Below are 23,032 nucleotides of genomic sequence, written 5' to 3'. Positions count from 1 at the left end.
ATTAAACTAATCCATGAAAGTCTGACTTGATTAAGTAGCCATTTAAAACTCTTCATTGTTTTACCCCAACCTAATTACTAAAAGTTGTAACAGAATAAATTAAATATGTCAATAAGATACACAAATCGTACTAACTGGGAATTAGTTACAGCACTTAACATCTGTGTAAATTTGACATAGGCTTTTTCTGCATTTTAACCAAATCAGTAAGGAGAACACCATTGATATTCTCCTTTTAGAAGCAACTTAAAAAGAATTAATAAAATTTAATCCATCAGATTAAGGAAGTGAGTGACGAGTACTTTTTATTTGTATTTCTTTGGATTCATTTACCTGAGTATTAGGTTCTATTGTTTTATATGTAACGTAACCAGCTACGAATGCAGATACTGTTGCTATACTGATTATTGCTAACATACTTAGTCTAGTTGTATGTTCAAGTACAGTACTTGCTACCAGCCCAACAGCAAGGCCAGCACCAATAACAGCAGTGTACAACATTATCGGATTTGAATTAGGTGTATAGCTTGTGAGCTCTCTGGAATACCCTTCTACTAATTTTTTCACTGTGCTATCGAGTTTGTTTTGATCTTCTGCTGTTCCAGTACCTGATTTTAATTCCTTGCATAACTTTTGTATTTCTGCCAACTCTTTTAGCTCCATAGATAATTTCTCTGTTCTTCTTCCTTTCAATTTTACCATTATTTTCTTGAAAGGTGGTATTATTATTTGTTCTGTTTCTTCTTCTATTTGCTTTTTTAATGCTATTATTTTGTTTAATTGTTCTTCTGATATTTCGATATTTTTTTTTAGCTCCATTGTAAATTTTGTTTCTTCTATCTCTGATATTACATCCCCTAATACGTGAAATGCATTCCATAGTTTTTCATCAGAATTCTGACTCCGTTTTGGTGACATAGGCTGACTACTTTTGAACTTTTTTGGTGATATAGGCTGATTTTTACTATCTTTGAGTTTTTTTGAGTTTTCACCAACGTTTACTTTGACCATAATAAAGCTCGCATATTAAATAATGCTATTACATAATATCTTTAAAGCTCAAGGTCAAATAGTATCTTTACATAATATAACTCATAAACAGAAAATTTTAGTATAAATTGCCATATTTACTTTGTGCTATGGTTTGAGATGGAATAACAACTTGCTTCAAATGTGGAAAGGCAGTACAATTCTATACAAGTTACTGAACTCTCATTTGCTACTCTTTTTTCGTAAAAAAATCTACAATTCATTAGTTGATCATTGATTGCGTCCTTACAATGAGACAAGACCTCATTCTGGTAAATATTGTTATGGTGATGCAGACTTTTTTGAATAGCAAACATATTAGAAAAATATTAGTAGAATTACACAAGAGACTAATATTAGTTTTCAATTCTTCTGTTAGTTAATTATTGTTTGCCAGGTTAAGTTGTATCTAGTACACGTAATGGCAAGTCTTGTTAATTGAGGAATAGATTTAGCTGGCTGCTATTTTGGTCTCTCTTATCCTGAAATTAATTGCATACTCTTTTTCGGGTGGTCTAATGAATTTATTAGTAAAGCTCAGTAGTTTATATTAGATATGTTGATTAGAAATTAACTTTAAAAGCGTTATTCAACTGTGACGGATTTAGCTAAATTTCTCGGACAATCTACATCTAACCCTTTTTTTTCTGCAATAGAATAAGCAAGAAATTGTATAGCAACACTGTAGATAATTGGAGAAACAAAATTATCAACTTCTAGAAGTTGCACCACATCTACGCAAATTCCCTTTAAGAGCGGTGCTCCTTGCTTATCACTAAAGGCAATTACTTTACCTTTTCTTGCAATAATCTCTTGTATATTGGATAGCGTTTTAAAGAATAAATTATCGTAAGGGATAATTGCGATAACAAGTACAGTAGAGTCTATCAAAGCGATAGAGCCATGCTTCATTTCTCCTGCTGCAATACCAATCGTGTTAATGTACGAAAGTTCCTTTATTTTCAACGCCCCTTCCATTGCAACTCCATATGAGCTTCCTCTGCCAATTAAAATAACATTGTTGTGCTCTAATATACTGTCTGATACATGTTGTATTTTCATTACATCCAAAACATGCTCAACACATTTGGGAACAGAATTAATAGCACTGCTCAATTGCTTTATCCTATTCTCATTGATTACACCTTTTATTTTTCCAAGCTCTACAGCAAAGCATGCTAAAATTGCAAGTTGTGCAGAAAAGGTTTTCGTCGAAGCAACACCAATCTCAGGTCCAGCAAGAGTATGCAATACAATATCTGAGGCTTTTTCTATGCTGCTATTAAATGTATTAGTTATGCTAATGATCATTTGTTTCTGCAATCTCGCATAACGTAGTGCTTCCATAGTATCTGCAGTTTCACCAGATTGAGAAATGAATAAGCCAATACTACCTTCTTCGAGCTTGACGCTGCTATACCTAAATTCTGACGAGATTTCTAGATATACCCGAATTTGAGCAATACTTTCCAGCCAACACTTTGCTATTAGTCCAGCAAAATAGGATGAACCGCATCCAACTATAGTAATGTAACCTAGTTCAGAAAATAATTCTTTGTTGATTTCTTTATATTGTTTATAAAATTGATTTATTGTTTTGTTTAATGCATACGGTTGCTCAAAAATTTCTTTTAGCATGAAGCTAGAGTAACCATTTTTACTAATTAGAAAATTCCCTGGACTACTATTCTCTATGCTGCGTTTAACTTGTGTACCATTATTATATATACTAAATTCGTTAGATCTTATTACTGCAATATCATTATCTTCTAAATGCAATATTTTTTCCACAAATGCACTCAAAGCATTAGAATCAGACGCAGCAAACATCATATTGCAATTATAGCCTATTGCCAAAGGTAAATTTCTTTTCGCAACGAACAAAGCATCTGGGTATTCTGCAAATAATAGAACCAAGGCAAATGAACCTTGTAAGTTGTTTAGACACTTAAATATAGAATCAACTGGTGACAACCCTTCATCAAGATATGAAGTTAATATGTTTGGTATCACTTCTGTATCAGTATCGGTGTGGAAAGATACTCCCTTTTCCTCCAGATCCTTTTTTAATATACTGTAATTTTCAACTATGCCATTATGAGCAACAACAACATTATTTATATAAATGGGATGAGCATTTTTAAGATTTGGAGCTCCATGTGTAGCCCAACGAGTATGTGCTATACCAACTTTGCTACTAGATATCTTGCTCTCATGAACAACTTCACATAATCTTTCAACTTTACCTTCTGATTTTTTGACTTCTATCTTACCTCTATTATCTACAATTGCTATACCTGAAGAGTCATAGCCTCTGTATTCCAATTTTTGCAACGCGGTTAGTAAAGTTGGTATTACTGAATCACTGCTACTTACTATACCTAGTATTCCACACACTTCTTAAATTATGAAGCATTTTTGTCTTTTTTACTTTCCTCTAGTTTATTTTTCTTGCCATTCTTTTCAACTTTGCTTTCTTCAATAGATTTAGCTACTGGCTTTTGAATTTCTTTATTTAAGATTTCAGATATAGCAGACTTTAGGATTTTTATTTCAATTTTTGGTGCTATTTCTAGTATGAGTTGTGCATTTACTTCGTCAACTTTGTTCACTTCACCTATTATTCCACTAGAAGTAATAACCGTATCACCACGTTTTATTTGATCTATCATCCTTCTATGTTCTTTTAGTTTTTTGTGATTGGGGCGAATAATGAGAAAATAAAATACTACAAATATTAAAATGAGTGGAATAAAACTAGCAACAGATGCTGATACATTGTTAGTCGCATCTGCTGCAAAAACCTCAGAAATGAACATATTTAATCCTAATTATTAACGATAAAATTAAATAGATTAAGCAGCAATTACAATATCATGTCAAGTCTCTGAAAGAAATTAATGCAAATTAATAAGGAATTTGAAGAATTTTAAGGTGCTTCTGCTGTAATGGCGGGAGTGATGAGACTTGAACTCACGACCTCATGCGTGACAGGCATGCGCTCTAACCAACTGAGCTACACCCCCCATTGCTTTTTAACGTTTGCAACCTTAAAGCTAATCAACGTGTTGCCACTTGTCAATATTTTTTGTTTGCGCTTTGTTGTCTTTTTTATTACTATGTAAATAACTTAATTTCACACATGGCTTATGCAAGTAGTCCCGTTAGGGTTGTGCCATGGAGGATAAACTATTTGGAGGAGTAGATATGACAAATTTGCCTAAAGTCGCTATGCGTGATTTAGCTGAATCTGGTGTGCATTTTGGCCATAAAGTTAGTCGCTGGAATGCGAAAATGGCCCCATACATATATGGTATACATCAACAGAATCGTATACACATAATAGACTTACGAAAAACATTACCGTTGTTAGAGGTGGCGATGAAAGCTTTATACGATGTTGCATCTCAAGATGGTCGCATTTTATTTGTTGGTACGAAATTTCAAGCTTTAGATATTGTTGCAAGTGAAGCGGTTCGTTGTGGTCAATATTATGTAAATGATCGATGGCTTGGCGGTATGCTTACTAATTGGAACACTGTTTCTTCTTCGATAAAAACTTTGATACAATATGAGAAAATATCCAATGATGAAGATAGCATCTTAACAAAAAAAGAATTAGGAAACATTGAAAAGAAAAGAAAAAAGCTTGATAAAGAATTGGGTGGAATTAGAGAAATGGGAGCAGTTCCTGATATTTTATTTATTATTGATACTAACAAAGAGCATATAGCGGTTAAAGAGGCTAAAAAATTGGGTATTCCTGTAGTTGGAGTACTTGATACCAATTCTGACCCAGATGGTATTGCCTATCCTATACCAGGAAATGATGATTCAAGAAAATCAATAGAGCTCTATTGTAAATTAGTTGCTGATTCTATATTAGCTGGAATAGAGTCTAGTTTGACAAGGTCTAGAGTTAAGATTGATGAGATAGAGAGTGATGAGCTTATTAAAGAAAAAGAAGAGGATGTTGTGCAAACTAAAAAGAAGCGTATTAAGGTTCAAACAGAAAGGGAGGTAGTAGTAAGTAAATGAAGATGGATTCAGATAGTATAAGGGAATTACGCGATAGAACAGGGCTTGGCTTAAGCGATTGTAAGAAAGCGTTAGAAGAGTGTGATGGTGATATTAAGAAAGCCGTTGATAGGTTACGTACAATAGGATTTGCTAAAGCTGACAAAAAGTCTGATAGAGTAGCTTCCGATGGGCTTATTGCTATGTGCTTGGCTAAAAATTATGGTGTATTGGTTGAAGTCAATTGTGAAACTGATTTTGTTGCTAGAAATGAGAAGTTCATAGCATTAGTTTCAAATTTAGCATCAATTGCTTGTCAAGAACGTTGTACTAGTCTTGATGAGTTAAAAAATGCCAAATATGAAGATGTTGGTACAGTACAGGAAGCTATTATGAGTGGTACATCGGTTCTTGGTGAGAAGTTAGAGTTAAGCAATCTTTGCTACCTAGAGACTAAGGATGGGATTATTGCTGGCTATGTACATGGTGATATGCATGGCTTAGGTAAGATTGGTGCTTTAGTAGCATTGCAATCATCTGGTGATAAACAAGAGATTGGAAAGCAAATAGCTATGCATGTAGTTGCTATGAAACCTGAAGCTTTATCTATAGATGATTTAGATCAAGAAAAATTAAACAATGAGCGTTCTATAATTGAGGAGCAAGTAAAGAGCTTAAATAAACCTGAAGAGGTAGCGAAAAAAATAGTAGATGGACGAATGGCTAAATACTATGAAGAAGTTGTTCTGCTAGAGCAGAAGTTTATAAAAGATGATAAAATGAAGATTGCTGATTTTATAGAATCAAGTGCTGTTAAATTAGCTAATTATAAGTTACTTACTTTGGATGGTGCGAATAAGTAACAAAACTTCAGAAGTAAAATACCCCAGAGTGTTATTCAAAATCTCTGGGGAGGCTTTGATGGGATCAAAGCTATTTGGCCATGATATGGAAGTGACAGATAAACTATCCAAAGACATAGTTGAAGTTTGTAATCTCGGAGTTCAAGTTTGTATTGTTGTTGGTGGTGGGAATATTTTTCGTGGTGCATCAGCATCTTTGAGTGGCTGTGAAAGAGCAAGCAGTGATTATATTGGAATGCTTGGCACTGTCATTAATGCTTTAATTTTGCAAAATTTTTTAGAAAAAAGCTCTATAGTCTCTAGGGTGTTGTCTGCTATACCTATGACTACCATATGTGAGCCTTATATAAGAAGGAAGGCTATTCATCATTTAGAAAAAGGTAGAGTTGTCATTTTTGCAGCAGGTACAGGTAACCCATTTTTTACCACAGATACAGCTGCAGCTCTACGTGCTGTTGAAATGAATTGTGATGTTATTCTAAAAGGTACGCAAGTAAGAGGTGTATATTCTGCTGATCCAAAAAAAAATGAGGATGCTGTGATGTATGATAGGCTTTCTTATACAGATTTGCTAACTCGTGATTTAAAAGTTATGGATGCATCAGCAATTTCACTTGCTCGTGAGAATTCTATCCCGATTATAGTTTTTTCTTTAAAAAGAGAAAAAATGGTCGATATTATTAAGGGTCAAGGTACTTATACTATAGTCTCAGATTATAAACATTAGGTAATTTATGTTAAACGAAATAAAAGCTAAAACAAAAGAAAGAATGCTAAAAACTATTCAATCTTTTCATGATGATATGAAAGGTGTACGTACTGGTAGAGCTAGTGCATCATTACTTGATGGTATAGTTGTAAGTATCTATGGTGGACATCAAAAACTGAACCAAGTTGCAGGTGTTTCAGCTGTAGATAATAAAACTCTATCAGTTAAAGTTTGGGATATTACTGTTATAGGTGAAGTAAAAAATGCGATACTGAATGCTAACCTGAATTTAAATCCCGTTGTTGAAGGCAATACTATACGTATAGTTCTTCCAGATTTAACGCAAGAAACTCGTGAAAAATTAGTGAAATTATTGCATCAATTTTCTGAAAATGCGCGAGTTGCGATTAGAAATATACGAAGAGATGTTATGGAAGAAATAGAGGAAATGAAGAAAAATAAGGAAATCTCAGAAGATGATTTTCATGTTGCCAAAAAGGAAATACAAAACATTACTGATGATAATGTAAAAAAAGTTGATGACGACTTATCTATTAAAGAAAAGGATATATTGCATCATTAAGTTAATATGGAAGAATTTTTCAGTGTTGAAAAACATACAAAGATTCGATACATATGCAACTGTATAAATGCTGTGGTTCAAGTTTACCAGATTACGCACACATTTGATTGTTATACCTGCTGAAATCTAGGAAAAAAGCTTTTCAGTTTGATTTTTTATTACGATAATTAAGTTTACACTCTTGAGCAAAAAAGATGCTGAAACGCTTTTTCCTTATTTTTGCATTTGTATTACTCATGCCGCTGTCAAATGCTGATGCTAGAAAATATATCAGAATTGTTGGATCTTCAACTGTTTTTCCGTTCATCTCATTTATATCTGAAGAATTCAGCCGTATATTTTCCTTTAAAACTCCAGTTGTAGAATCGATAGGAAGTGGATCAGGGTTTAAAATGTTTTGTTCAGGAGTAGGGGAAGGCACACCAGATATCACTACTTCATCTCGCCCTATGAAGGAAGTAGAGAGAGAATTATGTAAAAGAAATAAAGTGAATGAAGTAATAGAGATCATAATTGGCTATGATGGAATTGTTATTGCAAATTCAAATCAAAGCCATAGATTTGATTTTACAAAAAATGACCTGTTTGAAACTTTATCTTCATATTCTGAAGACAATGATAGATTAGTAAAGAATAACAAGAAATTTTGGTCTGATGTAAATCAAGCTCTACCAAAAACAGAAATTAAAATCTATGGTCCACATCAAAATACAGGTACACATGAAACTTTGATTAATTTTATTATGCTTGATCAATATTCATGCATGAACTCAAGGATTTTCAAAGAGAATTATCAAGACCAAGAAAAAAGAAAGAAAGCATGTAGTAATATCAGAGATGATGGAAGGTATATAGAAGTTGGAATTAATGAAAACATAATAATACAAAAATTGAAGAGCAATAAAAATGCTTTAGGAATATTTAGCTTCAGTTTTTTAGCGAAAAACCAAGATGAGATTCAAGGAAGCACAATCGCAGGAATTGAGCCAACTTATAAAAATATATCATCGGGAAAGTATATATTAGCAAGGCCTTTATATCTTTATATAAAGAAAGAGCATTTAGACACTATTGATGGATTAAGAGAATTCATTAGAGAAGTTGTAGACTCTATTAGTACTGAAGGTGGATATCTATCTAGGCTTGGCTTAATTCCACTTTCAAGCGAAAATATGAAAAAAGTCTTGGAAAAGGTTCATGATATAATGTGACGGCTTTGATATTTTTTTATTCTGGATACTAGGTTGACAGTAGAACGTCTAAATTCTTTTTGCGGGAGTGTTAAACAAACCATACGCGTCAAGTTAAGGAAAAATGAGCAAATTTATTGAACTCAAAGTTGATATTCTTGTTTTTCTATATTTATCTTTTAAGGAGAATTTTGACCAGGTTGAGATGAGTTTTTTGAGGAAAATTTGTACTTTACTGACTACACAATTTAATGTTAAGAATAGCTCTCTAACTCGCCTTTTAAGCTCAATAAATGCCTTTGTTAGACTAACCCTTTTTTAGTTCTGTACAACCCATGAAACATAAGAATCGCACACAATTTAGCATATAATTCACATAATACCCTATATGGCTTTCCTTTTAGTTTATCAAGTCCTATATGGCTCTTATATAATTTAAATAATTTGCCATCTTATACCAATTCCCGCTATACAAGCAACGAATAGACAATAATGGAAAAAAAGCCATACTGGAGTAAGTAAAATAGCGAGGTTTAGATGGCATTAAGATCAAAATTATTGGATGAAAAAGTGGTGGAATCAGCAAAAGAGATGCTGAAGAAAGTAAGAAATAATGCGTATGTTGCAAAAAAACTAAATGCTGTAATTGCAGCAAAAAAGCACAGTATAACAGCTGTAGCAAAAATATGTTGCATTTCGAGAAAGGCAATTACTACATGGATAAAGCACATAAAATTTGGAAGAGAAGAAAAATTATTTTCTCCACCTCAACGCCGTAGAAAAACTATATTGAACCAAAGTCAACTTGAACAAATTGAGGTGTGGATAGAGGAAAACCCCAATATTACTATTAGAGAAATGAGAATAAGAATCCAAGAAAGATTTGGTTTGAATATCAGCAAATCCACAATACATCGTAATATGCAAAGAATGAAATTCTCATATATCACACCAAGACCAGTTCATAGTGGACAGGATAAAAATAAGCAAGAGGAGTTTAAAAAAAAACCTCAATGAAACTATTGTCATGCATTCTGAAAAAGAGCTATTTTTCTTCGATGAATCACGGTTTGGTACACATTCAAAAGTTGGACATGGGTGGTTTAAAAAAGGCAGTAGGACACAGGTTAAGGTAAAATTAGGTAGGGAAAATTTTTATCTCTATAGTGCAGTTAATCCCAGAAATGGAGAGAATTTTAGCTTATTTGCACCAAACGTCAACACTGCTTGTATAAATATATTCCTTGAACAGATGTCGCAATATTTAGGAATACGAAAGGCTTTTCTCGTGATGGATTGCGCTAGTTGGCATAAGTCAAAAAGTTTAAAGATACCTAAAAATATCGAAATTATATACCTACCACCATACTCACCTGACCTCAATCCTGTTGAGAGGTTTTGGTTATATATAAAACAGAACATTTTGCGCAATAAAATCTACGATACAATTGTTCTGCTTGAGAGCGCTTTGTGTAAATTTATTACCTCTCTTTCCCCTTCCACGGTTAAACAACTCTGCAATGCTTCTTATTTGGTTCATTAATAATGAGAGTTGGTATTAGCAGCTCAAATGAGCCTGCACTCGTGCGTAAAGTTTTTGCGTTTCTCCCATTTCTTCGGTTATTTTCTTCACTTTCAGCTGACATGTAGCTTTCTATTTCACCTTCCAGACTTGCCTCTAGCAACCTTTTTATAAACGGTGTTAATGCTCCATCTCTTCCTGTCAATGGTCTTCCTTCTCGTATAGATGACAGGATATTTGTTTCTAATTCTTTATAATCTACCAAACCAGTAGTTCTATTTGCTTGACTCATATCAAACCTCCATTTTTTATATCAATTTATTACTTTTTTTTCGGTTTGACACACTTTTTTGAACGTTCCCAACTTTTTTTGTTAAGACTTTTGTTAAAGAATCCGAGGAAAAATTATCTGAATGTTCTAAAGAAGCAAAACCAGGTTCAAAACACGAAAACCAGGCAAAATATTAACCCATGTCAACTCTATTGTGAATAATGTCATTCCACCAAGCCCATTGAAACTAGGTATTTGTAAAATAAGTGAAGGTATAGATTTTCTTGCTGCAAAAAAACACAAGGACAGAGTGAAAAAAGCTTTTGCAGCACTTGTGCTTTTAGAAGATCAAATGAGAAAGATTTTAGTAGAGGCTAGCTTGGAGATTTTTCAAAAATTTGAGAAGCAATTAACTGGAGTTGTGGATGCTGATTCCTCTTCTTGGAAGAGGGGAGTTGAGAAGTTAGCAATAGACGCTGCATCTAGAGTAATAAATTACATTTCAGTTAGTAATGAGAAAGGAGAATTTCCCGTTTCTCACATAACTAAAGGTGTTGTTTTAGGTGAATCGAAAAAGAGGCGTCTTGCTACATGTTTTGGATATCGAGTAAAAGATAAGCAAAGTGGTGAAATTTCGCTAACTTCAGCATTATATGGAAATGTAGGAATAAAAAAAATAGAAGATAATGCTACTAATACCAACTCTCATTATTAATGAACCAAATAAGAAGCATTGCAGAGTTGTTTAACCGTGGAAGGGGAAAGAGAGGTAATAAATTTACACAAAGCGCTCTCAAGCAGAACAATTGTATCGTAGATTTTATTGCGCAAAATGTTCTGTTTTATATATAACCAAAACCTCTCAACAGGATTGAGGTCAGGTGAGTATGGTGGTAGGTATATAATTTCGATATTTTTAGGTATCTTTAAACTTTTTGACTTATGCCAACTAGCGCAATCCATCACGAGAAAAGCCTTTCGTATTCCTAAATATTGCGACATCTGTTCAAGGAATATATTTATACAAGCAGTGTTGACGTTTGGTGCAAATAAGCTAAAATTCTCTCCATTTCTGGGATTAACTGCACTATAGAGATAAAAATTTTCCCTACCTAATTTTACCTTAACCTGTGTCCTACTGCCTTTTTTAAACCACCCATGTCCAACTTTTGAATGTGTACCAAACCGTGATTCATCGAAGAAAAATAGCTCTTTTTCAGAATGCATGACAATAGTTTCATTGAGGTTTTTTTTTAAACTCCTCTTGCTTATTTTTATCCTGTCCACTATGAACTGGTCTTGGTGTGATATATGAGAATTTCATTCTTTGCATATTACGATGTATTGTGGATTTGCTGATATTCAAACCAAATCTTTCTTGGATTCTTATTCTCATTTCTCTAATAGTAATATTGGGGTTTTCCTCTATCCACACCTCAATTTGTTCAAGTTGACTTTGGTTCAATATAGTTTTTCTACGGCATTGAGGTGGAGAAAATAATTTTTCTTCTCTTCCAAATTTTATGTGCTTTATCCATGTAGTAATTGCCTTTCTCGAAATGCAACATATTTTTGCTACAGCTGTTATACTGTGCTTTTTTGCTGCAATTACAGCATTTAGTTTTTTTGCAACATACGCATTATTTCTTACTTTCTTCAGCATCTCTTTTGCTGATTCCACCACTTTTTCATCCAATAATTTTGATCTTAATGCCATCTAAACCTCGCTATTTTACTTACTCCAGTATGGCTTTTTTTCCATTATTGTCTATTCGTTGCTTGTATAGCGGGAATTGGTATTAGCACATAAAGTACACCGCAAAATAACTCATATAAATCCAGTTTTCTTGGTTTTGTTTTTTTTCTACAGGATTCTAGATCTGGTAATATAATCTCAAATCTTTCCCGACTTATATCACTTGGGTATACACTCCTCATATATCCTAACTTATATACATTATCTCTTAGTTTATTCCTTTCTTGAGATCATGTGCAGGTTCTTATAGTATAGCTGCTCTCTTAGAAAAGGGAGCTGACCTTAATGCAGAAGATAATGAAAAAAAAACGCCTTTGCATCATGTTGCTAGTGTTGGTTGTTCTGAAGGCGTAGTTTTACTCTTAGAGAAAGGAACTATTTCTGATCAAGGTGATAAACAAGGAAAAACTCCTCTGCAAGTTGCACGTGATAATCATCATGAACATATTGAAAAGTACTTTGTGACTTATAAGCGAGAGAAGTTGAGTGATAAGTTACGCTCTATAATGGAAACGAAAGACTGGTTCGAAGATGGTTCAGGTTACGTTTTAACTAAGAGACAGGGGGGCTTGAGAAGCAAGTTGTTGGATATAGTAAATAACTCAGAAGGTGATTCAGTTGTTGAAGATCTACAGGAATTCTTAGATGATTTTGGGAATGATCAAGATCTAAGAATGGTTTTGAATCTTCGAAGTAATGAAGGAGAGTTGAAGGTGCATCAACATGCTAAAAATCTTGATTCTTTTGCTCATTCAAGTACTGATGAAAGAGTAAAAAACCAACTTAAATTTGAAGTAAAAAGATTGCTTTTGAAAGTAGATGCAACCAATTTACAATGGTCAAGTTATGATGAGAAGGAGTATTATTCTAGGGATTTATGGAGTAATTTACCGCCGAATCGACAGATAAAGCTAAAAGAATTTTTAGATAAAGTTTCTAAAGCTCAAAATATGGATGAACTGGAAGGAGTTGTAAACGAAGCTATTCTCTCAGGAGGAAGGTTTAACAGACGATTTTCTCAAGATAAGAAGCGTAACTTTACAGATTGTATTATGGAAAGAATTGGTGAGTTAGGAAAGAATCCTGAAGTTGCAAGCAGGATAGTATGCAAGTTGGTATCAATAGGGGCAGTGTTATATAATAAGGATAATATGAAAGTAATTGATACACTAGAATCTGAATTTAAAGAGCACAAAGAGAATATGATAGAAGCTTATTACGATTATATATATAGCACTCTAGATTTTATGGAAGTTATAAAAGGAGCAGTTATTAATGGTGTGGTAAGAAATGCAAAAATGGATAACACCACTTTGTATTCAGAATATTCTGAGGATAGCACAATAAATGTTGCAAGGCTCACAGAAAAAGCTAGTGAGCTAAGGAGAGCTCAGGGAAACATAAATTATGAAAGAGATATAATAAAGATTGGTAAAAGTGAAGTAGCAATTATAACAAAGGATGGTATAAGGAATTACACCAATCTTGCGGACGATAGTGATATATTATTGACTTTCCCTACCACTAAGGGAGAATTAGACGTTAGGTTGTATCCTGATAAGCAGAATAAAGACTGGATAAAGGTAGAAGTAAGAGATCTAGAGAGGTTGAAAAAATTAAAAGATTGTGGGGAGAAAATAGGAGTAGATTGCTTACTTGGTGGTTACTCAGTTTACAATGCTATTGAACGTGGTTACTTTGAAAGGCCTTTAGGAATTTTTCAGGGAGAAAGATTACACAGTGGTGAAAAAATTTCTCATGTAGATCAATTACAACGTAGAAAAAATAACGAGGTATGCATATCACTCTAAGCTATAAAAGCTTTGTCCGCAGCAGGTTTTAGATTATGCAAGAAGTCTAATTGTAATTATTAGTCTTTCAGATATAATCTGTTGAGATTTATAAGAACCTTACAGATGAAAGAAAAAGAAGAGCAGTTTAGTTTTACATCAGATAACCTGAGGAAAGCGAAAAAGTCTATAGAGATGTATCCTAGGGGTAGAGAAGGTAGCGCTGTCATGCCTTTACTATATCTCGTGCAAGAGCAATGCGGATGGGTTTCTGAATCTGCTATGCGTTATATTGCTGATATGCTGCATATTCCACATATTCGCGTATATGAAGTGGCAAATTTTTACACCATGTATAATTTAAAACCAGTAGGTAAATATCTCATACAAATTTGTAGAACAACTCCTTGCTGGTTATGCAATAGCGAAGAAGTGTTAAATACCTTTAAAAAGAAACTAAGAATCAATATCGGTGAAACCACTAAAGATAATCTATTTACTTTAAAAGAAGTTGAATGTCTTGGTGCATGTGTTAATGCTCCTGTAGTGCAGATCAATAATGACTTTTATGAAAATCTCACTCCTGAAAAAGTAGAAAATATTATAGCAGAACTTTCAAGCAAATAGATGAAAGAGAAATTTGCATTTCAGATAGCTAAACAATCAGGTTCTGCAAGAGTTGGCACAATTAAAACTCCAAATGGAAACATAGAAACACCAGCATTTATATTTTGTGCAACCAAAGCCGCTATTAAAGCTGCAGATATCGAGAGAATCAGAGAAGCAGGTACTCAGATAATACTTTCCAACACTTATCACCTAATGCTACAACCGGGAGAGGATACTGTGGCAAAACTCGGTGGCTTGCACAAGATGATTGGATGGAATGGACCAATGCTAACTGATTCTGGTGGATACCAGATATTTAGTTTAGGACACGGATCAGTTTCGGAAGAAATAAAGGGAATAAGACAGAAACAAAAAACTCTGATCAAAATTAATGAAGATGGGGCAATTTTTCGTTCTTACATAAATGGTAAAATTTATTGCTTAACTCCTGAAAAATCTATACAAATTCAACAAAAATTAGGTGCAGATTTAATCCTAGTTTTAGATGAATGTACTCCATTCCATGTCAGTAAAGAATACACAAGAAAATCAATGCTCATGAGCCATAGATGGGCTGAACGTTCTTTAAATGAGTTTGAAAAAAATAATGATGGCAAACAGGCGCTGTATGGAATTAGCCAAGGCGGAGTGTATCAAGATTTACGTGGAGAAAGTTGTGACTTTATCAACAATTTGCCATTTTTGGGTCAAGCAATAGGTGGATCGCTTGGTCAGAGTAAAGAGCAGATGTATGACGTAGTTTCCTTTACTATGGAACGTTTAAAAAAAGAGAGGCCTACTCATTTGCTTGGTATTGGTGGAATTGTGGACATCTTTCGTGCAGTAGAGCTTGGTGTTGACACATTTGATTGTGTGCATCCAACTCGCCTCGCAAGACATGGTGGCGCACTTGTTAAAGTAAAAAACAGAGATTCTATTTCTTCAAAGTGTAAAGAGCATATTAATTTGCGAAATCAACGATTCGAACTAGATGATAACCCAATTGAGAGTGATTGTTTGTGCTTTACCTGCAGGAGACATTCAAGAGCTTATATACACCATTTACTAAAAGCAAAGGAATTGCTGGCTTATACACTTGTTACCATTCACAATGTTTTCTTCATGAATAAGTTGATGGAATCAATAAGACAAGCGATATTGAATGATAGGTTAGATCAGGAAAAAAATAATTGGGTTAGTGAAGTGCCTTTACATTGTGAATTATATACCTAGTTCATATTTCTTCTACGCTTATTTTATGTTCTCTAAAACAGAAAAAGCCTTCCTCTTCCTACTCTTTCCTGACCAATCCATAATTAGCATCTTTTGCGCATGTGTGTTGCATTTTTTTTTAACTTGACAGTATATTATATATACTGACATACTAGAAATGTAATTTTTGTGAGGCATTTATGGTTAAAAATAAAGAAAAACATCAAATAGCGTTTTGTGTTTCAGCCTTTACACTTTTAGCTGGTTTACCATTAATCGCAACTGGAGTTGCAGTAGGTACTGTACCTGCTATAGCTTCTTGTTTAGTGATAGGAGGAATCTTAATGGCCTTGTCTATTGTGCAATCAGTAGAAAGCTATTTATTTTTACAAAACAGCGAAAAAACTTTCAATAAAGTGATGAATGGTATATGCGATAAACCAGAAAGCAAACTTTTTATAGAAAGGATTTTGCAACTATTCATTGAACTTTTTAGTGAGCATAAGCAACATAATTAAAGTACACTAAGCATAGAAAGCACTTTATCGTAACTTGGCAATGAATTAATTTCCCCAATCGCAGCTAAAGTAACTTTTTCATGCTGAGATAGCAATTCTTCTGCTGCCCTTTTTATATCAGCGGTGGTAACTGTGCTAGTTTTTTCTATTAATTCATTTTTACTAATGTATTTATTATAGTTACCGTAGTAGTGTCCTAATGTTTCAGCACGCGAGCTAACACTTTCACGTGACATTAAAATTTGAGATTTTACTCGTTCTTTTACTCTATTTACTTCTTCTTCCTTCAGATCATCCGTGGACAATTTCTTTAGCTCTGTCGTTATGGATTTTAAAAGTTTATCTAGATTACTACTATCTGTACCGGCAAAAATGGAGAGCATTCCTGTATCAGCATAGCTAGAGTTGAATGAGTAAATAGAGTAAGCAAGACCCTGCTTTTCTCTTACTTCCTGAAATAGGCGTGATGACATTCCGCTTCCCAGTATGGAATCAAGAACTTTAAATGTGTGATATCTATTATCATCACGAGAAACACTAGGTAGCCCAATTAACAAGTGCACCTGATCTAATTTACGATGTTCTAGATACTCACCACCAGTATAATCTGCATTTTGGCTTTTTTTTAGCTCTTTTGAATGAATCTTTGAGAGAAAGTCTTTGATTAATTGAACAACTTCCTCATGTTCAACATTTCCTGCAACAGCAAATATAATGTTCTCGCCAAAGTAATGCTCATTTATGTAGTTATCTAGATTAGCTCGAGTAAAAGATTTGACAGTATCTTGCGTACCCAAGATTGACCTACCAAATGGTTGATCTTTATAAGCTGCTTCAAAATACTTATCAAAAATGATATCGCTCGGTGAATCATTAGTTTGAAAAATCTCTTGTATTACAACACCCTTTTCGCGTTCCAATTCATCTTCTGGAAATATAGAATTTATCAGTATATCTATTAATATATCAATGCCAGTTTTAATATCTTTTTTAAGAACCTTTGCGTAGTAACTGGTGCTTTCCCTACCGGTGCAGGCATTGAAAGCTCCACCTATATCATCAAAAGCTTTTGCAATTTCAAATGCAGTTCTCGTTTTCGTTCCTTTGAAAGCCATGTGCTCTAGGAAATGAGATATTCCATTTTGACTTGCGCTTTCAGCTCTACTGCCAACACCAACCCATATATTTAAAGCTATGGAATCAACTTCATGCACTCGCTCAGTTATTATGCGCAGACCATTATTTAGTTTTGTTACTTGTGGTATATTCATCTTATATATTCTTCTTTAAATTCTCTTCTACAAAATCCCAATTGATCAAATGATCAAGAAAAACTTTTATGTAATCAATTCTGCGATTTTGACAATCTAAATAGTACGCATGTTCCCACACATCCATAGTAAGTAGTGGCACCTGGCCATAAATTAGCGGTAAATCTGCATTTGGAGTTTTAGTAATTTTAAGCTTTCCTTTTTCAAGTACTAACCACACCCATCCACTACCAAATTGGCTTACTCCATAATTTGAAAATTCTTCACAAAATTTGTCAAAGCCACCAATATCATCTTGAATTTTTTTTGCTAGAAGACCATCATCTTGAGGCTTACCACCACCATTCTTTTTCATTGAATTCCAATAAAAAGTGTGATTCCAAACTTGTGCTGCATTATTAAAAATAGGAACTGTATTATTATTTCCATGAACTTTCGTTACTAATTCCTCAATTTCCATATGTTGATAATCTGTGTTTTCAACCAGTTCGTTGAGTTTATTTAAATATCCCTTATGGTGCTTATCATAATGAAAATCTAATGTCTTTACAGATATATAAGGCTCTAAAGCTGCTTTATCATATGGCAACTCAGGTAAAGTAAAACTCATGCTGACCTCTTTATTTTCGATGGTATGGTAATATGTGCTTTTGCGCAACAGATAATTTAGTTAGGTAGTGATTGCATTTATTCTAAAACAAGCTATATTAGTAAGATAATTATGTTTTTATTTTTAGAGGGGTAATATGTCAAGTTTATTCAAGAATTTTAGTAGATATGCTAAGTATGGAACAGTTCCTACCAAAAGCGTTGGATATTATGATAACGAAGTTCCACAAAATAGTTTCTATAAATCCGTTCACCTTATCAACAGTGTTGTTGGACCAGTGAAGAATGTAGCTTTTGGTCTTTCCAGAAGATACTATTCTAGTTCTATGGGTTGTAATTCTATGACTCGTTCTGTCACTTTTTTTCCAGTTAATATAGTTCTACAACCTTTATATCTAGCATTGGCGTATTTGTCATACTGGCCGGCAAAAGGATTGGCGCAAGTAGTAGGTAGCCATGATTTTGCAAAAAATACAAAATCATTGATAGATTATTCATGCATGTTGTCGCGTAAGGCAAGTAGTCACAGCTACATGGTAGCTAACTTTGTTAACACAATTTGAATTATGCTGTTAGTGCTGTCATCTGGGCTGCTGCGCTTGTTGTTACACCACTTACTTGGGCTATTGATAAAGTGGCAAGTAAATTTAGTGATGCAAATGCTGAAGGTGTTGAGTTATCTAAGTGAAGAAGGTTGCCCCTCCTCACTCGACTTCAAAACCGTACGTGAAACTTTCGCTTCATACGGCTTCTCTCTAGCTTGGTGCTTTTCATGCATACTTCTGTGTAAATTATCGTGACAATGTCCATGTAGCATAGATAAGTTTGTGATTGTATTATTTTGCTTATTTTGGTCCTTATGATGTATTTCTAAGATATCACCATTCTTAAACCAAAGTTGACAACAATCACACTTACCTTGTTGCATCTTCAGAAGTTTTATTGTTTGTGGTGATTTATCAAGTATTTTACTCATACGCTTTCCCCAATAAGTCCAGTCTCCATCATATGGAGATTTGGCTCCAATCACTTTGACATGTCGTTTAATGTCATGATCTCCGTGTTTAATAAGACGCATTCCGTTACTTGTCATATATCGCCATTTATCGTTACCATACTTCTTGAAGTATTTTCTTTTGATCCAACATCTTCCTTTGTTTTGGTGTTTAAACATTGCCCATTTCCAAAGTTTTCTAAACATTGTATTATCCATTGCACCAAAGGCTTTAGATGATACCACCGAAGCGTAGTATTGACACCATCCTCGAATAATTGGATTAAGGTGACTTATTACTGCTTCTTGTGATTCACCACGCATTTTCTTTAGCTTACTTTTAATGACCAATGAGTGTTGTTCTATAGAGTTACGACTTGGTTTGATGATAGACTTGTATGACATCTTATTGTGTTTTGTTGGATATTGCCATATTGTAAAACCAAGAAAATTGAAACCTGGTTTTATTCCTTTCAGGAATTTTTGAGTATGAGAAATTCTTGTTTTTGAAGGGTTCAACTCCAATCCAATAGTTTTTAACCATTCTTCAATCAGAGTTTTGCTTTCAAAACAATTTCCTCACTTTCATGAAGTACTACAAAATCGTCTGCATAAGTGATTACGCTGAGTGATCTTTTCGCATTTTCCCTACATGTTCTGCCAGGTTTCGTTTTCCTGTAGCTAATTAGCTCCTCTGCCATTATTTCTTTCAGATAATTTTCTAACCCATGTAGAGCAATACATGCCAGTAATGGAGAAATTGTCCCTCCTTGGATTGTACCGCTTCTAGATGGTTGAAATATCCTATTTTCCATCACACCTGCTTTCAACCATCCTTTTACTATCCTCCTTAAAGTTGGTGTGGTATTGAGTTTTTCTAACAGTATATGATGATTTATATTATCAAAACACCCAGAAATATCAGCATCTAAAACAAATACTGTTTTCTTGATGAGTGCTTGAAATATAGCTTCAATGGCATCATGACATGATCTACCAGGTCTAAAACCATAAATGTTGGGCTCAAACTTTGCTTCCCATTCTGGTTCTAGCATCATCTTAACAAGTGTTTGTTTTGCTCGATCTGTTATTGTTGGTATCCCTAATGGACGTTTTTCACTTTTTCCAAGCTTTTGGAATCCAAATGCGCCTTGATGGCTTTGCTCTCTCCCTTATATCTAAGGATTTTGCCAATTGCAATCTTTCTTTTTGATTAAGGTTAGCTTTTCCATCAATACCTGCAGTTCTTTTTCCTCTATTGTCCTGAGTTACCTTTCTCACAGCGATCATCCTAGCACTTGTCGATTTTTGTAATAATCTCTGAAGCTCATGCATCTTTTTGATATCATTACATTTAGAAGCTCGGTAAATTCGTTTTTGTAGCTTAAATGAAGACTTTTCTAGCTTGCGCCAAGGAACTTCATTCCATTCATACCTAACTTTTTGTTGGCTCATAACATATTCACTACTATTCATAACTTTACCTTCCAAGTTACAGTGTCCACGTCTGCGTATCCTAAGCATTACTTTAGGCATTAGCTTTTTAGACAATCCTTCCAACATAGAAGCTTGCAGTTGGCTACTTGCTTATTACAAAGTATAATAAGAGCTTCTATGTGGTTACTCCGTTCCATGAAACCGTTTCGCGTCAGATTTAGGTTCTTATTTTTTGCCGGGAGATCGGAAACATCTTGATTAAACGAACCAATTCTAATCATCCTTATTCTCCATACCTTTTGGTCTATGTGTACCAACCTTATTTCACATATTCACAGTAACGACAATTCAAACATAAGTTTCTTTCGTAACCTTACCTGACTCTTCTTGGGAGAATTTATTATAAGGTTTAACATTACTCCCTTTTAGCCCATGCTCGCACCTTATACCAACTCTCATTATTAATGAACCAAATAAGAAGCATTGCAGAGTTGTTTAACCGTGGAAGGGGAAAGAGAGGTAATAAATTTACACAAAGCGCTCTCAAGCAGAACAATTGTATCGTAGATTTTATTGCGCAAAATGTTCTGTTTTATATATAACCAAAACCTCTCAACAGGATTGAGGTCAGGTGAGTATGGTGGTAGGTATATAATTTCGATATTTTTAGGTATCTTTAAACTTTTTGACTTATGCCAACTAGCGCAATCCATCACGAGAAAAGCCTTTCGTATTCCTAAATATTGCGACATCTGTTCAAGGAATATATTTATACAAGCAGTGTTGACGTTTGGTGCAAATAAGCTAAAATTCTCTCCATTTCTGGGATTAACTGCACTATAGAGATAAAAATTTTCCCTACCTAATTTTACCTTAACCTGTGTCCTACTGCCTTTTTTAAACCACCCATGTCCAACTTTTGAATGTGTACCAAACCGTGATTCATCGAAGAAAAATAGCTCTTTTTCAGAATGCATGACAATAGTTTCATTGAGGTTTTTTTTTAAACTCCTCTTGCTTATTTTTATCCTGTCCACTATGAACTGGTCTTGGTGTGATATATGAGAATTTCATTCTTTGCATATTACGATGTATTGTGGATTTGCTGATATTCAAACCAAATCTTTCTTGGATTCTTATTCTCATTTCTCTAATAGTAATATTGGGGTTTTCCTCTATCCACACCTCAATTTGTTCAAGTTGACTTTGGTTCAATATAGTTTTTCTACGGCATTGAGGTGGAGAAAATAATTTTTCTTCTCTTCCAAATTTTATGTGCTTTATCCATGTAGTAATTGCCTTTCTCGAAATGCAACATATTTTTGCTACAGCTGTTATACTGTACTTTTTTGCTGCAATTACAGCATTTAGTTTTTTTGCAACATACGCATTATTTCTTACTTTCTTCAGCATCTCTTTTGCTGATTCCACCACTTTTTCATCCAATAATTTTGATCTTAATGCCATCTAAACCTCGCTATTTTACTTACTCCAGTATGGCTTTTTTTCCATTATTGTCTATTCGTTGCTTGTATAGCGGGAATTGGTATTAGGTGTTTGCCAATTTCCTAAAATGTGGACTACAATTTCAGCCAGATGTTATGGCGGATGGAATTTAACCATCACAATTTCATGACTTCCGGGTCACACTGGTCCCGCTTTTTCAAAATAGATAGCCTACCAAGTGCATGTGAAACCATTGTATCTGTATGGCAAAATAAAGTAGACGAGATAAAGACACCTATAGAAGCAAGAGGATGTCATGCAAGTAGCTGACACTGGCATCCAGTCTTTTCGTCATCAAAAACGTTGTAAGAGCCTGTTCATAATCTTTTGAGGAGCAAGGCAGTAAAAGCTAGAACGACCATTTGTAGTCTAGTATTGAGTTTACGCTCGCAATTTTTCCATAACCGTCTACACTTTTCCAGCCAAGCAAAAGAACGCTCTACAACCCACCTTTTTGGCAATACAACAAAGGTATGTAATTCACTTCGTTTTATTACTTCAACGGTTGCACCAATAGTCGTTTTTATTTGAGTTGCAAAATTTTCTCCTGTATAACCTGCATCAACTAGTATATTTTGAACTTCGGAAAGATTTTTTCTTGCGTTACAAATCATCTCTACAGCAGCAGTACGATCTCCGATATTAGCTGTAGTAATATAAATTGCATGTGGCAAACCTTGCGTATCTACTGCAATATGACGCTTTATTCCTGAAATTTTCTTGCCGGCATCATAACCTTTTTCTTCAGCAATATCGGTGTTTTTTACACTTTGAGCATCAATGATGCAGAAGCTTGTTTTTGTATTCCGACCACTGTTGAAACGAACCTCTCCAACTAATTTTTTTTAAGACAATTTCTAGAACACTTTCTCTATCTTCATTCGGTTTTTTACTCCATCTCTTGAAGTAATCGTAACAATTGCGCCATTTTGGAAACTCTTTTGGTAGCATTCGCCACTGACAGCCACTTTTTAGCACATAAAGTACACCGCAAAATAACTCATATAAATCCAGTTTTCTTGGTTTTGTTTTTTTTCTACAGGATTCTAGATCTGGTAATATAATCTCAAATCTTTCCCGACTTATATCACTTGGGTATACACTCCTCATATATCCTAACTTATATACATTATCTCTTAGTTTATT

Annotated in this window: 25 protein-coding genes, 1 tRNA gene and 3 pseudogenes; 14 read left to right on the top strand and 15 right to left on the bottom strand. The window is 34.1% G+C overall.

Annotated features, from left to right (window positions below; all coding sequences use genetic code 11):
* Window positions 1–279 precede the first annotated feature (279 nt).
* Window positions 280–1,011 (bottom strand): hypothetical protein, encoded by a 732-nt coding sequence (locus ABWU62_RS03390; RefSeq protein WP_353287529.1) that lies wholly within the window; start codon window positions 1,009–1,011, stop codon window positions 280–282.
* A gap of 211 nt (window positions 1,012–1,222) precedes the next feature.
* Between ABWU62_RS03390 and ABWU62_RS08355 the strand changes: the two are divergent.
* Window positions 1,223–1,408 (top strand): annotated as a pseudogene (locus tag ABWU62_RS08355) (IS481 family transposase); the annotation flags it as partial.
* 206 nt (window positions 1,409–1,614) lie between these two features.
* On the opposite strand, the gene glmS reads toward ABWU62_RS08355, so the two are convergent.
* The 3 genes from glmS to ABWU62_RS03375 form a co-directional block, all read right to left on the bottom strand.
* Entirely contained in the window at window positions 1,615–3,426 is a 1,812-nt protein-coding gene (gene glmS, locus ABWU62_RS03385) for a glutamine--fructose-6-phosphate transaminase (isomerizing) (protein WP_353287528.1), read from the bottom strand.
* A gap of 8 nt (window positions 3,427–3,434) precedes the next feature.
* Window positions 3,435–3,848, bottom strand: coding sequence for a preprotein translocase subunit YajC (gene yajC / locus ABWU62_RS03380; protein WP_353287527.1), 414 nt, complete (start codon window positions 3,846–3,848; stop codon window positions 3,435–3,437).
* A gap of 130 nt (window positions 3,849–3,978) precedes the next feature.
* Window positions 3,979–4,055: transfer RNA gene (locus tag ABWU62_RS03375), tRNA-Asp, on the bottom strand.
* Between the two features lie 181 nt (window positions 4,056–4,236).
* Here ABWU62_RS03375 and rpsB point away from each other — a divergent pair.
* The 5 genes from rpsB to ABWU62_RS03350 all read left to right on the top strand — a co-directional run bounded on the left by rpsB (window position 4,237) and on the right by ABWU62_RS03350 (window position 8,412).
* Window positions 4,237–5,067 carry a 30S ribosomal protein S2 gene (gene rpsB / locus ABWU62_RS03370; RefSeq protein WP_353288153.1) on the top strand — a complete coding sequence of 277 codons (831 nt, stop codon included), beginning with the start codon at window positions 4,237–4,239 and terminating at the stop codon, window positions 5,065–5,067.
* Complete coding sequence (tsf, locus tag ABWU62_RS03365) at window positions 5,064–5,909, top strand: translation elongation factor Ts (protein WP_353287526.1); 846 nt, start codon at window positions 5,064–5,066, stop codon at window positions 5,907–5,909. The genes rpsB and tsf overlap by 4 nt, the downstream gene beginning before the upstream one ends.
* A complete protein-coding gene (pyrH, locus tag ABWU62_RS03360) occupies window positions 5,893–6,636 on the top strand; it encodes a UMP kinase (protein WP_353287525.1) in 744 nt (247 codons plus the stop codon). The genes tsf and pyrH overlap by 17 nt, the downstream gene beginning before the upstream one ends.
* A 7-nt stretch (window positions 6,637–6,643) precedes the next feature.
* On the top strand, window positions 6,644–7,201 hold the full coding sequence (frr, locus tag ABWU62_RS03355) for a ribosome recycling factor (protein ID WP_353287524.1): 558 nt from the start codon (window positions 6,644–6,646) through the stop codon (window positions 7,199–7,201).
* Between the two features lie 194 nt (window positions 7,202–7,395).
* Complete coding sequence (locus ABWU62_RS03350; RefSeq protein ID WP_353287523.1) at window positions 7,396–8,412, top strand: substrate-binding domain-containing protein; 1,017 nt, start codon at window positions 7,396–7,398, stop codon at window positions 8,410–8,412.
* 93 nt (window positions 8,413–8,505) lie between these two features.
* Here ABWU62_RS03350 and ABWU62_RS03345 read toward each other — a convergent pair.
* Together ABWU62_RS03345 and ABWU62_RS03340 are read right to left on the bottom strand one after the other, a co-directional pair.
* Window positions 8,506–8,834: pseudogene (locus ABWU62_RS03345) on the bottom strand (IS4 family transposase); the annotation flags it as partial.
* Window positions 8,807–8,935: a hypothetical protein gene (locus ABWU62_RS03340; RefSeq protein WP_353287522.1), complete on the bottom strand. Its 129-nt coding sequence runs from the start codon at window positions 8,933–8,935 to the stop codon at window positions 8,807–8,809. The pseudogene ABWU62_RS03345 and the gene ABWU62_RS03340, both read right to left, overlap by 28 nt.
* On the opposite strand from ABWU62_RS03340, the gene ABWU62_RS03335 reads away from it, so the two are divergent.
* Window positions 8,929–9,934, top strand: a protein-coding gene (locus ABWU62_RS03335; protein ID WP_353287090.1) for an IS630 family transposase whose coding sequence is annotated in 2 segments (ribosomal slippage) — window positions 8,929–9,390 and window positions 9,392–9,934 — 1,005 coding nt in all. Because the reading frame shifts where the segments join, the coding sequence is not laid out codon by codon here. The two genes, ABWU62_RS03340 and ABWU62_RS03335, sit on opposite strands and share 7 nt — an antisense overlap.
* A gap of 10 nt (window positions 9,935–9,944) precedes the next feature.
* Here ABWU62_RS03335 and ABWU62_RS03330 read toward each other — a convergent pair.
* Window positions 9,945–10,205 (bottom strand): annotated as a pseudogene (locus ABWU62_RS03330) (transposase); the annotation flags it as partial.
* 289 nt (window positions 10,206–10,494) lie between these two features.
* On the opposite strand from ABWU62_RS03330, the gene ABWU62_RS03325 reads away from it, so the two are divergent.
* Window positions 10,495–10,899: a hypothetical protein gene (locus tag ABWU62_RS03325; protein WP_353287521.1), complete on the top strand. Its 405-nt coding sequence runs from the start codon at window positions 10,495–10,497 to the stop codon at window positions 10,897–10,899.
* On the opposite strand, the gene ABWU62_RS03320 is transcribed toward ABWU62_RS03325, so the two are convergent.
* A protein-coding gene (locus ABWU62_RS03320) for an IS630 family transposase (protein ID WP_353287151.1) occupies window positions 10,896–11,901 on the bottom strand; the annotation gives its coding sequence in 2 pieces (ribosomal slippage) (window positions 10,896–11,438 and window positions 11,440–11,901; 1,005 coding nt in all). The genes ABWU62_RS03325 and ABWU62_RS03320 overlap by 4 nt on opposite strands.
* A 263-nt stretch (window positions 11,902–12,164) precedes the next feature.
* Here ABWU62_RS03320 and ABWU62_RS03315 point away from each other — a divergent pair.
* The 4 genes from ABWU62_RS03315 (at window position 12,165) to ABWU62_RS03300 (ending at window position 16,069) form a co-directional block, all read left to right on the top strand.
* Entirely contained in the window at window positions 12,165–13,751 is a 1,587-nt protein-coding gene (locus tag ABWU62_RS03315) for an ankyrin repeat domain-containing protein (RefSeq protein WP_353287520.1), read from the top strand.
* Window positions 13,752–13,856: 105 nt separating this feature from the next.
* A complete protein-coding gene (nuoE, locus tag ABWU62_RS03310) occupies window positions 13,857–14,357 on the top strand; it encodes an NADH-quinone oxidoreductase subunit NuoE (protein ID WP_353287519.1) in 501 nt (166 codons plus the stop codon).
* The gene (tgt, locus tag ABWU62_RS03305) at window positions 14,358–15,572 is read left to right on the top strand and encodes a tRNA guanosine(34) transglycosylase Tgt (protein ID WP_353287518.1); all 1,215 of its coding nucleotides are present in this window, start codon (window positions 14,358–14,360) and stop codon (window positions 15,570–15,572) included.
* Between the two features lie 179 nt (window positions 15,573–15,751).
* A complete protein-coding gene (locus ABWU62_RS03300; protein ID WP_353287517.1) occupies window positions 15,752–16,069 on the top strand; it encodes a hypothetical protein in 318 nt (105 codons plus the stop codon).
* Here the strand turns inward: ABWU62_RS03300 and ABWU62_RS03295 are convergent.
* Together ABWU62_RS03295 and ABWU62_RS03290 are read right to left on the bottom strand one after the other, a co-directional pair.
* The gene (locus ABWU62_RS03295) at window positions 16,066–17,340 is read right to left on the bottom strand and encodes a M16 family metallopeptidase (RefSeq protein WP_353287516.1); all 1,275 of its coding nucleotides are present in this window, start codon (window positions 17,338–17,340) and stop codon (window positions 16,066–16,068) included. The two genes, ABWU62_RS03300 and ABWU62_RS03295, sit on opposite strands and share 4 nt — an antisense overlap.
* 1 nt (window position 17,341) lies before the next feature.
* Window positions 17,342–17,950, bottom strand: coding sequence for a superoxide dismutase (locus tag ABWU62_RS03290; protein WP_353287515.1), 609 nt, complete (start codon window positions 17,948–17,950; stop codon window positions 17,342–17,344).
* Window positions 17,951–18,086: 136 nt separating this feature from the next.
* Here ABWU62_RS03290 and ABWU62_RS03285 point away from each other — a divergent pair, with 136 nt between their 5' ends.
* A complete protein-coding gene (locus ABWU62_RS03285; RefSeq protein ID WP_353287514.1) occupies window positions 18,087–18,512 on the top strand; it encodes a hypothetical protein in 426 nt (141 codons plus the stop codon).
* On the top strand, window positions 18,509–18,637 hold the full coding sequence (locus tag ABWU62_RS03280) for a hypothetical protein (protein ID WP_353287513.1): 129 nt from the start codon (window positions 18,509–18,511) through the stop codon (window positions 18,635–18,637). The genes ABWU62_RS03285 and ABWU62_RS03280 overlap by 4 nt, the downstream gene beginning before the upstream one ends.
* Here ABWU62_RS03280 and ABWU62_RS03275 read toward each other — a convergent pair.
* The 5 genes from ABWU62_RS03275 to ABWU62_RS03255 form a co-directional block, all read right to left on the bottom strand.
* Window positions 18,626–19,462 (bottom strand): group II intron maturase-specific domain-containing protein, encoded by an 837-nt coding sequence (locus ABWU62_RS03275; RefSeq protein ID WP_353287293.1) that lies wholly within the window; start codon window positions 19,460–19,462, stop codon window positions 18,626–18,628. The two genes, ABWU62_RS03280 and ABWU62_RS03275, sit on opposite strands and share 12 nt — an antisense overlap.
* A gap of 32 nt (window positions 19,463–19,494) precedes the next feature.
* Window positions 19,495–20,034, bottom strand: a complete 540-nt coding sequence (locus ABWU62_RS03270; protein WP_353288134.1) for a reverse transcriptase/maturase family protein — start codon at window positions 20,032–20,034, stop codon at window positions 19,495–19,497.
* A 25-nt stretch (window positions 20,035–20,059) separates the two neighbouring features.
* The gene (locus tag ABWU62_RS03265) at window positions 20,060–20,467 is read right to left on the bottom strand and encodes a reverse transcriptase N-terminal domain-containing protein (RefSeq protein WP_353287292.1); all 408 of its coding nucleotides are present in this window, start codon (window positions 20,465–20,467) and stop codon (window positions 20,060–20,062) included.
* Window positions 20,468–20,841: 374 nt separating this feature from the next.
* Window positions 20,842–21,847, bottom strand: a protein-coding gene (locus tag ABWU62_RS03260) for an IS630 family transposase (protein ID WP_353287512.1) whose coding sequence is annotated in 2 segments (ribosomal slippage) — window positions 20,842–21,384 and window positions 21,386–21,847 — 1,005 coding nt in all. Because the reading frame shifts where the segments join, the coding sequence is not laid out codon by codon here.
* 356 nt (window positions 21,848–22,203) lie between these two features.
* Window positions 22,204–22,996, bottom strand: a protein-coding gene (locus ABWU62_RS03255; protein WP_353287093.1) for an IS5 family transposase whose coding sequence is annotated in 2 segments (ribosomal slippage) — window positions 22,204–22,731 and window positions 22,733–22,996 — 792 coding nt in all. Because the reading frame shifts where the segments join, the coding sequence is not laid out codon by codon here.
* Between the last annotated feature and the right edge of the window lie 36 nt (window positions 22,997–23,032).

It is taken from the genome of Wolbachia endosymbiont (group B) of Gerris lacustris (genome assembly GCF_964028355.1).
Lineage (GTDB): Bacteria > Pseudomonadota > Alphaproteobacteria > Rickettsiales > Anaplasmataceae > Wolbachia.
The sequence above is the reverse complement of the archived record's forward strand: the minus strand, read 5'-3'. Positions and strand labels throughout refer to the sequence as shown.

Coding starts and splice junctions, on each gene's coding strand:
- ABWU62_RS03390 (WP_353287529.1), bottom strand. CDS start 1,011: ATGGTCAAAGTAAACGTTGGTGAAAACTCAAAAAAACTCAAAGATAGT.
- yajC (WP_353287527.1), bottom strand. CDS start 3,848: ATGTTCATTTCTGAGGTTTTTGCAGCAGATGCGACTAACAATGTATCA.
- rpsB (WP_353288153.1), top strand. CDS start 4,237: ATGACAAATTTGCCTAAAGTCGCTATGCGTGATTTAGCTGAATCTGGT.
- tsf (WP_353287526.1), top strand. CDS start 5,064: ATGAAGATGGATTCAGATAGTATAAGGGAATTACGCGATAGAACAGGG.
- pyrH (WP_353287525.1), top strand. CDS start 5,893: ATGGTGCGAATAAGTAACAAAACTTCAGAAGTAAAATACCCCAGAGTG.
- frr (WP_353287524.1), top strand. CDS start 6,644: ATGTTAAACGAAATAAAAGCTAAAACAAAAGAAAGAATGCTAAAAACT.
- ABWU62_RS03350 (WP_353287523.1), top strand. CDS start 7,396: ATGCTGAAACGCTTTTTCCTTATTTTTGCATTTGTATTACTCATGCCG.
- ABWU62_RS03340 (WP_353287522.1), bottom strand. CDS start 8,935: ATGCCATCTAAACCTCGCTATTTTACTTACTCCAGTATGGCTTTTTTT.
- nuoE (WP_353287519.1), top strand. CDS start 13,857: ATGAAAGAAAAAGAAGAGCAGTTTAGTTTTACATCAGATAACCTGAGG.
- tgt (WP_353287518.1), top strand. CDS start 14,358: ATGAAAGAGAAATTTGCATTTCAGATAGCTAAACAATCAGGTTCTGCA.
- ABWU62_RS03300 (WP_353287517.1), top strand. CDS start 15,752: ATGGTTAAAAATAAAGAAAAACATCAAATAGCGTTTTGTGTTTCAGCC.
- ABWU62_RS03295 (WP_353287516.1), bottom strand. CDS start 17,340: ATGAATATACCACAAGTAACAAAACTAAATAATGGTCTGCGCATAATA.
- ABWU62_RS03290 (WP_353287515.1), bottom strand. CDS start 17,950: ATGAGTTTTACTTTACCTGAGTTGCCATATGATAAAGCAGCTTTAGAG.
- ABWU62_RS03285 (WP_353287514.1), top strand. CDS start 18,087: ATGTCAAGTTTATTCAAGAATTTTAGTAGATATGCTAAGTATGGAACA.
- ABWU62_RS03265 (WP_353287292.1), bottom strand. CDS start 20,467: ATGCTTAGGATACGCAGACGTGGACACTGTAACTTGGAAGGTAAAGTT.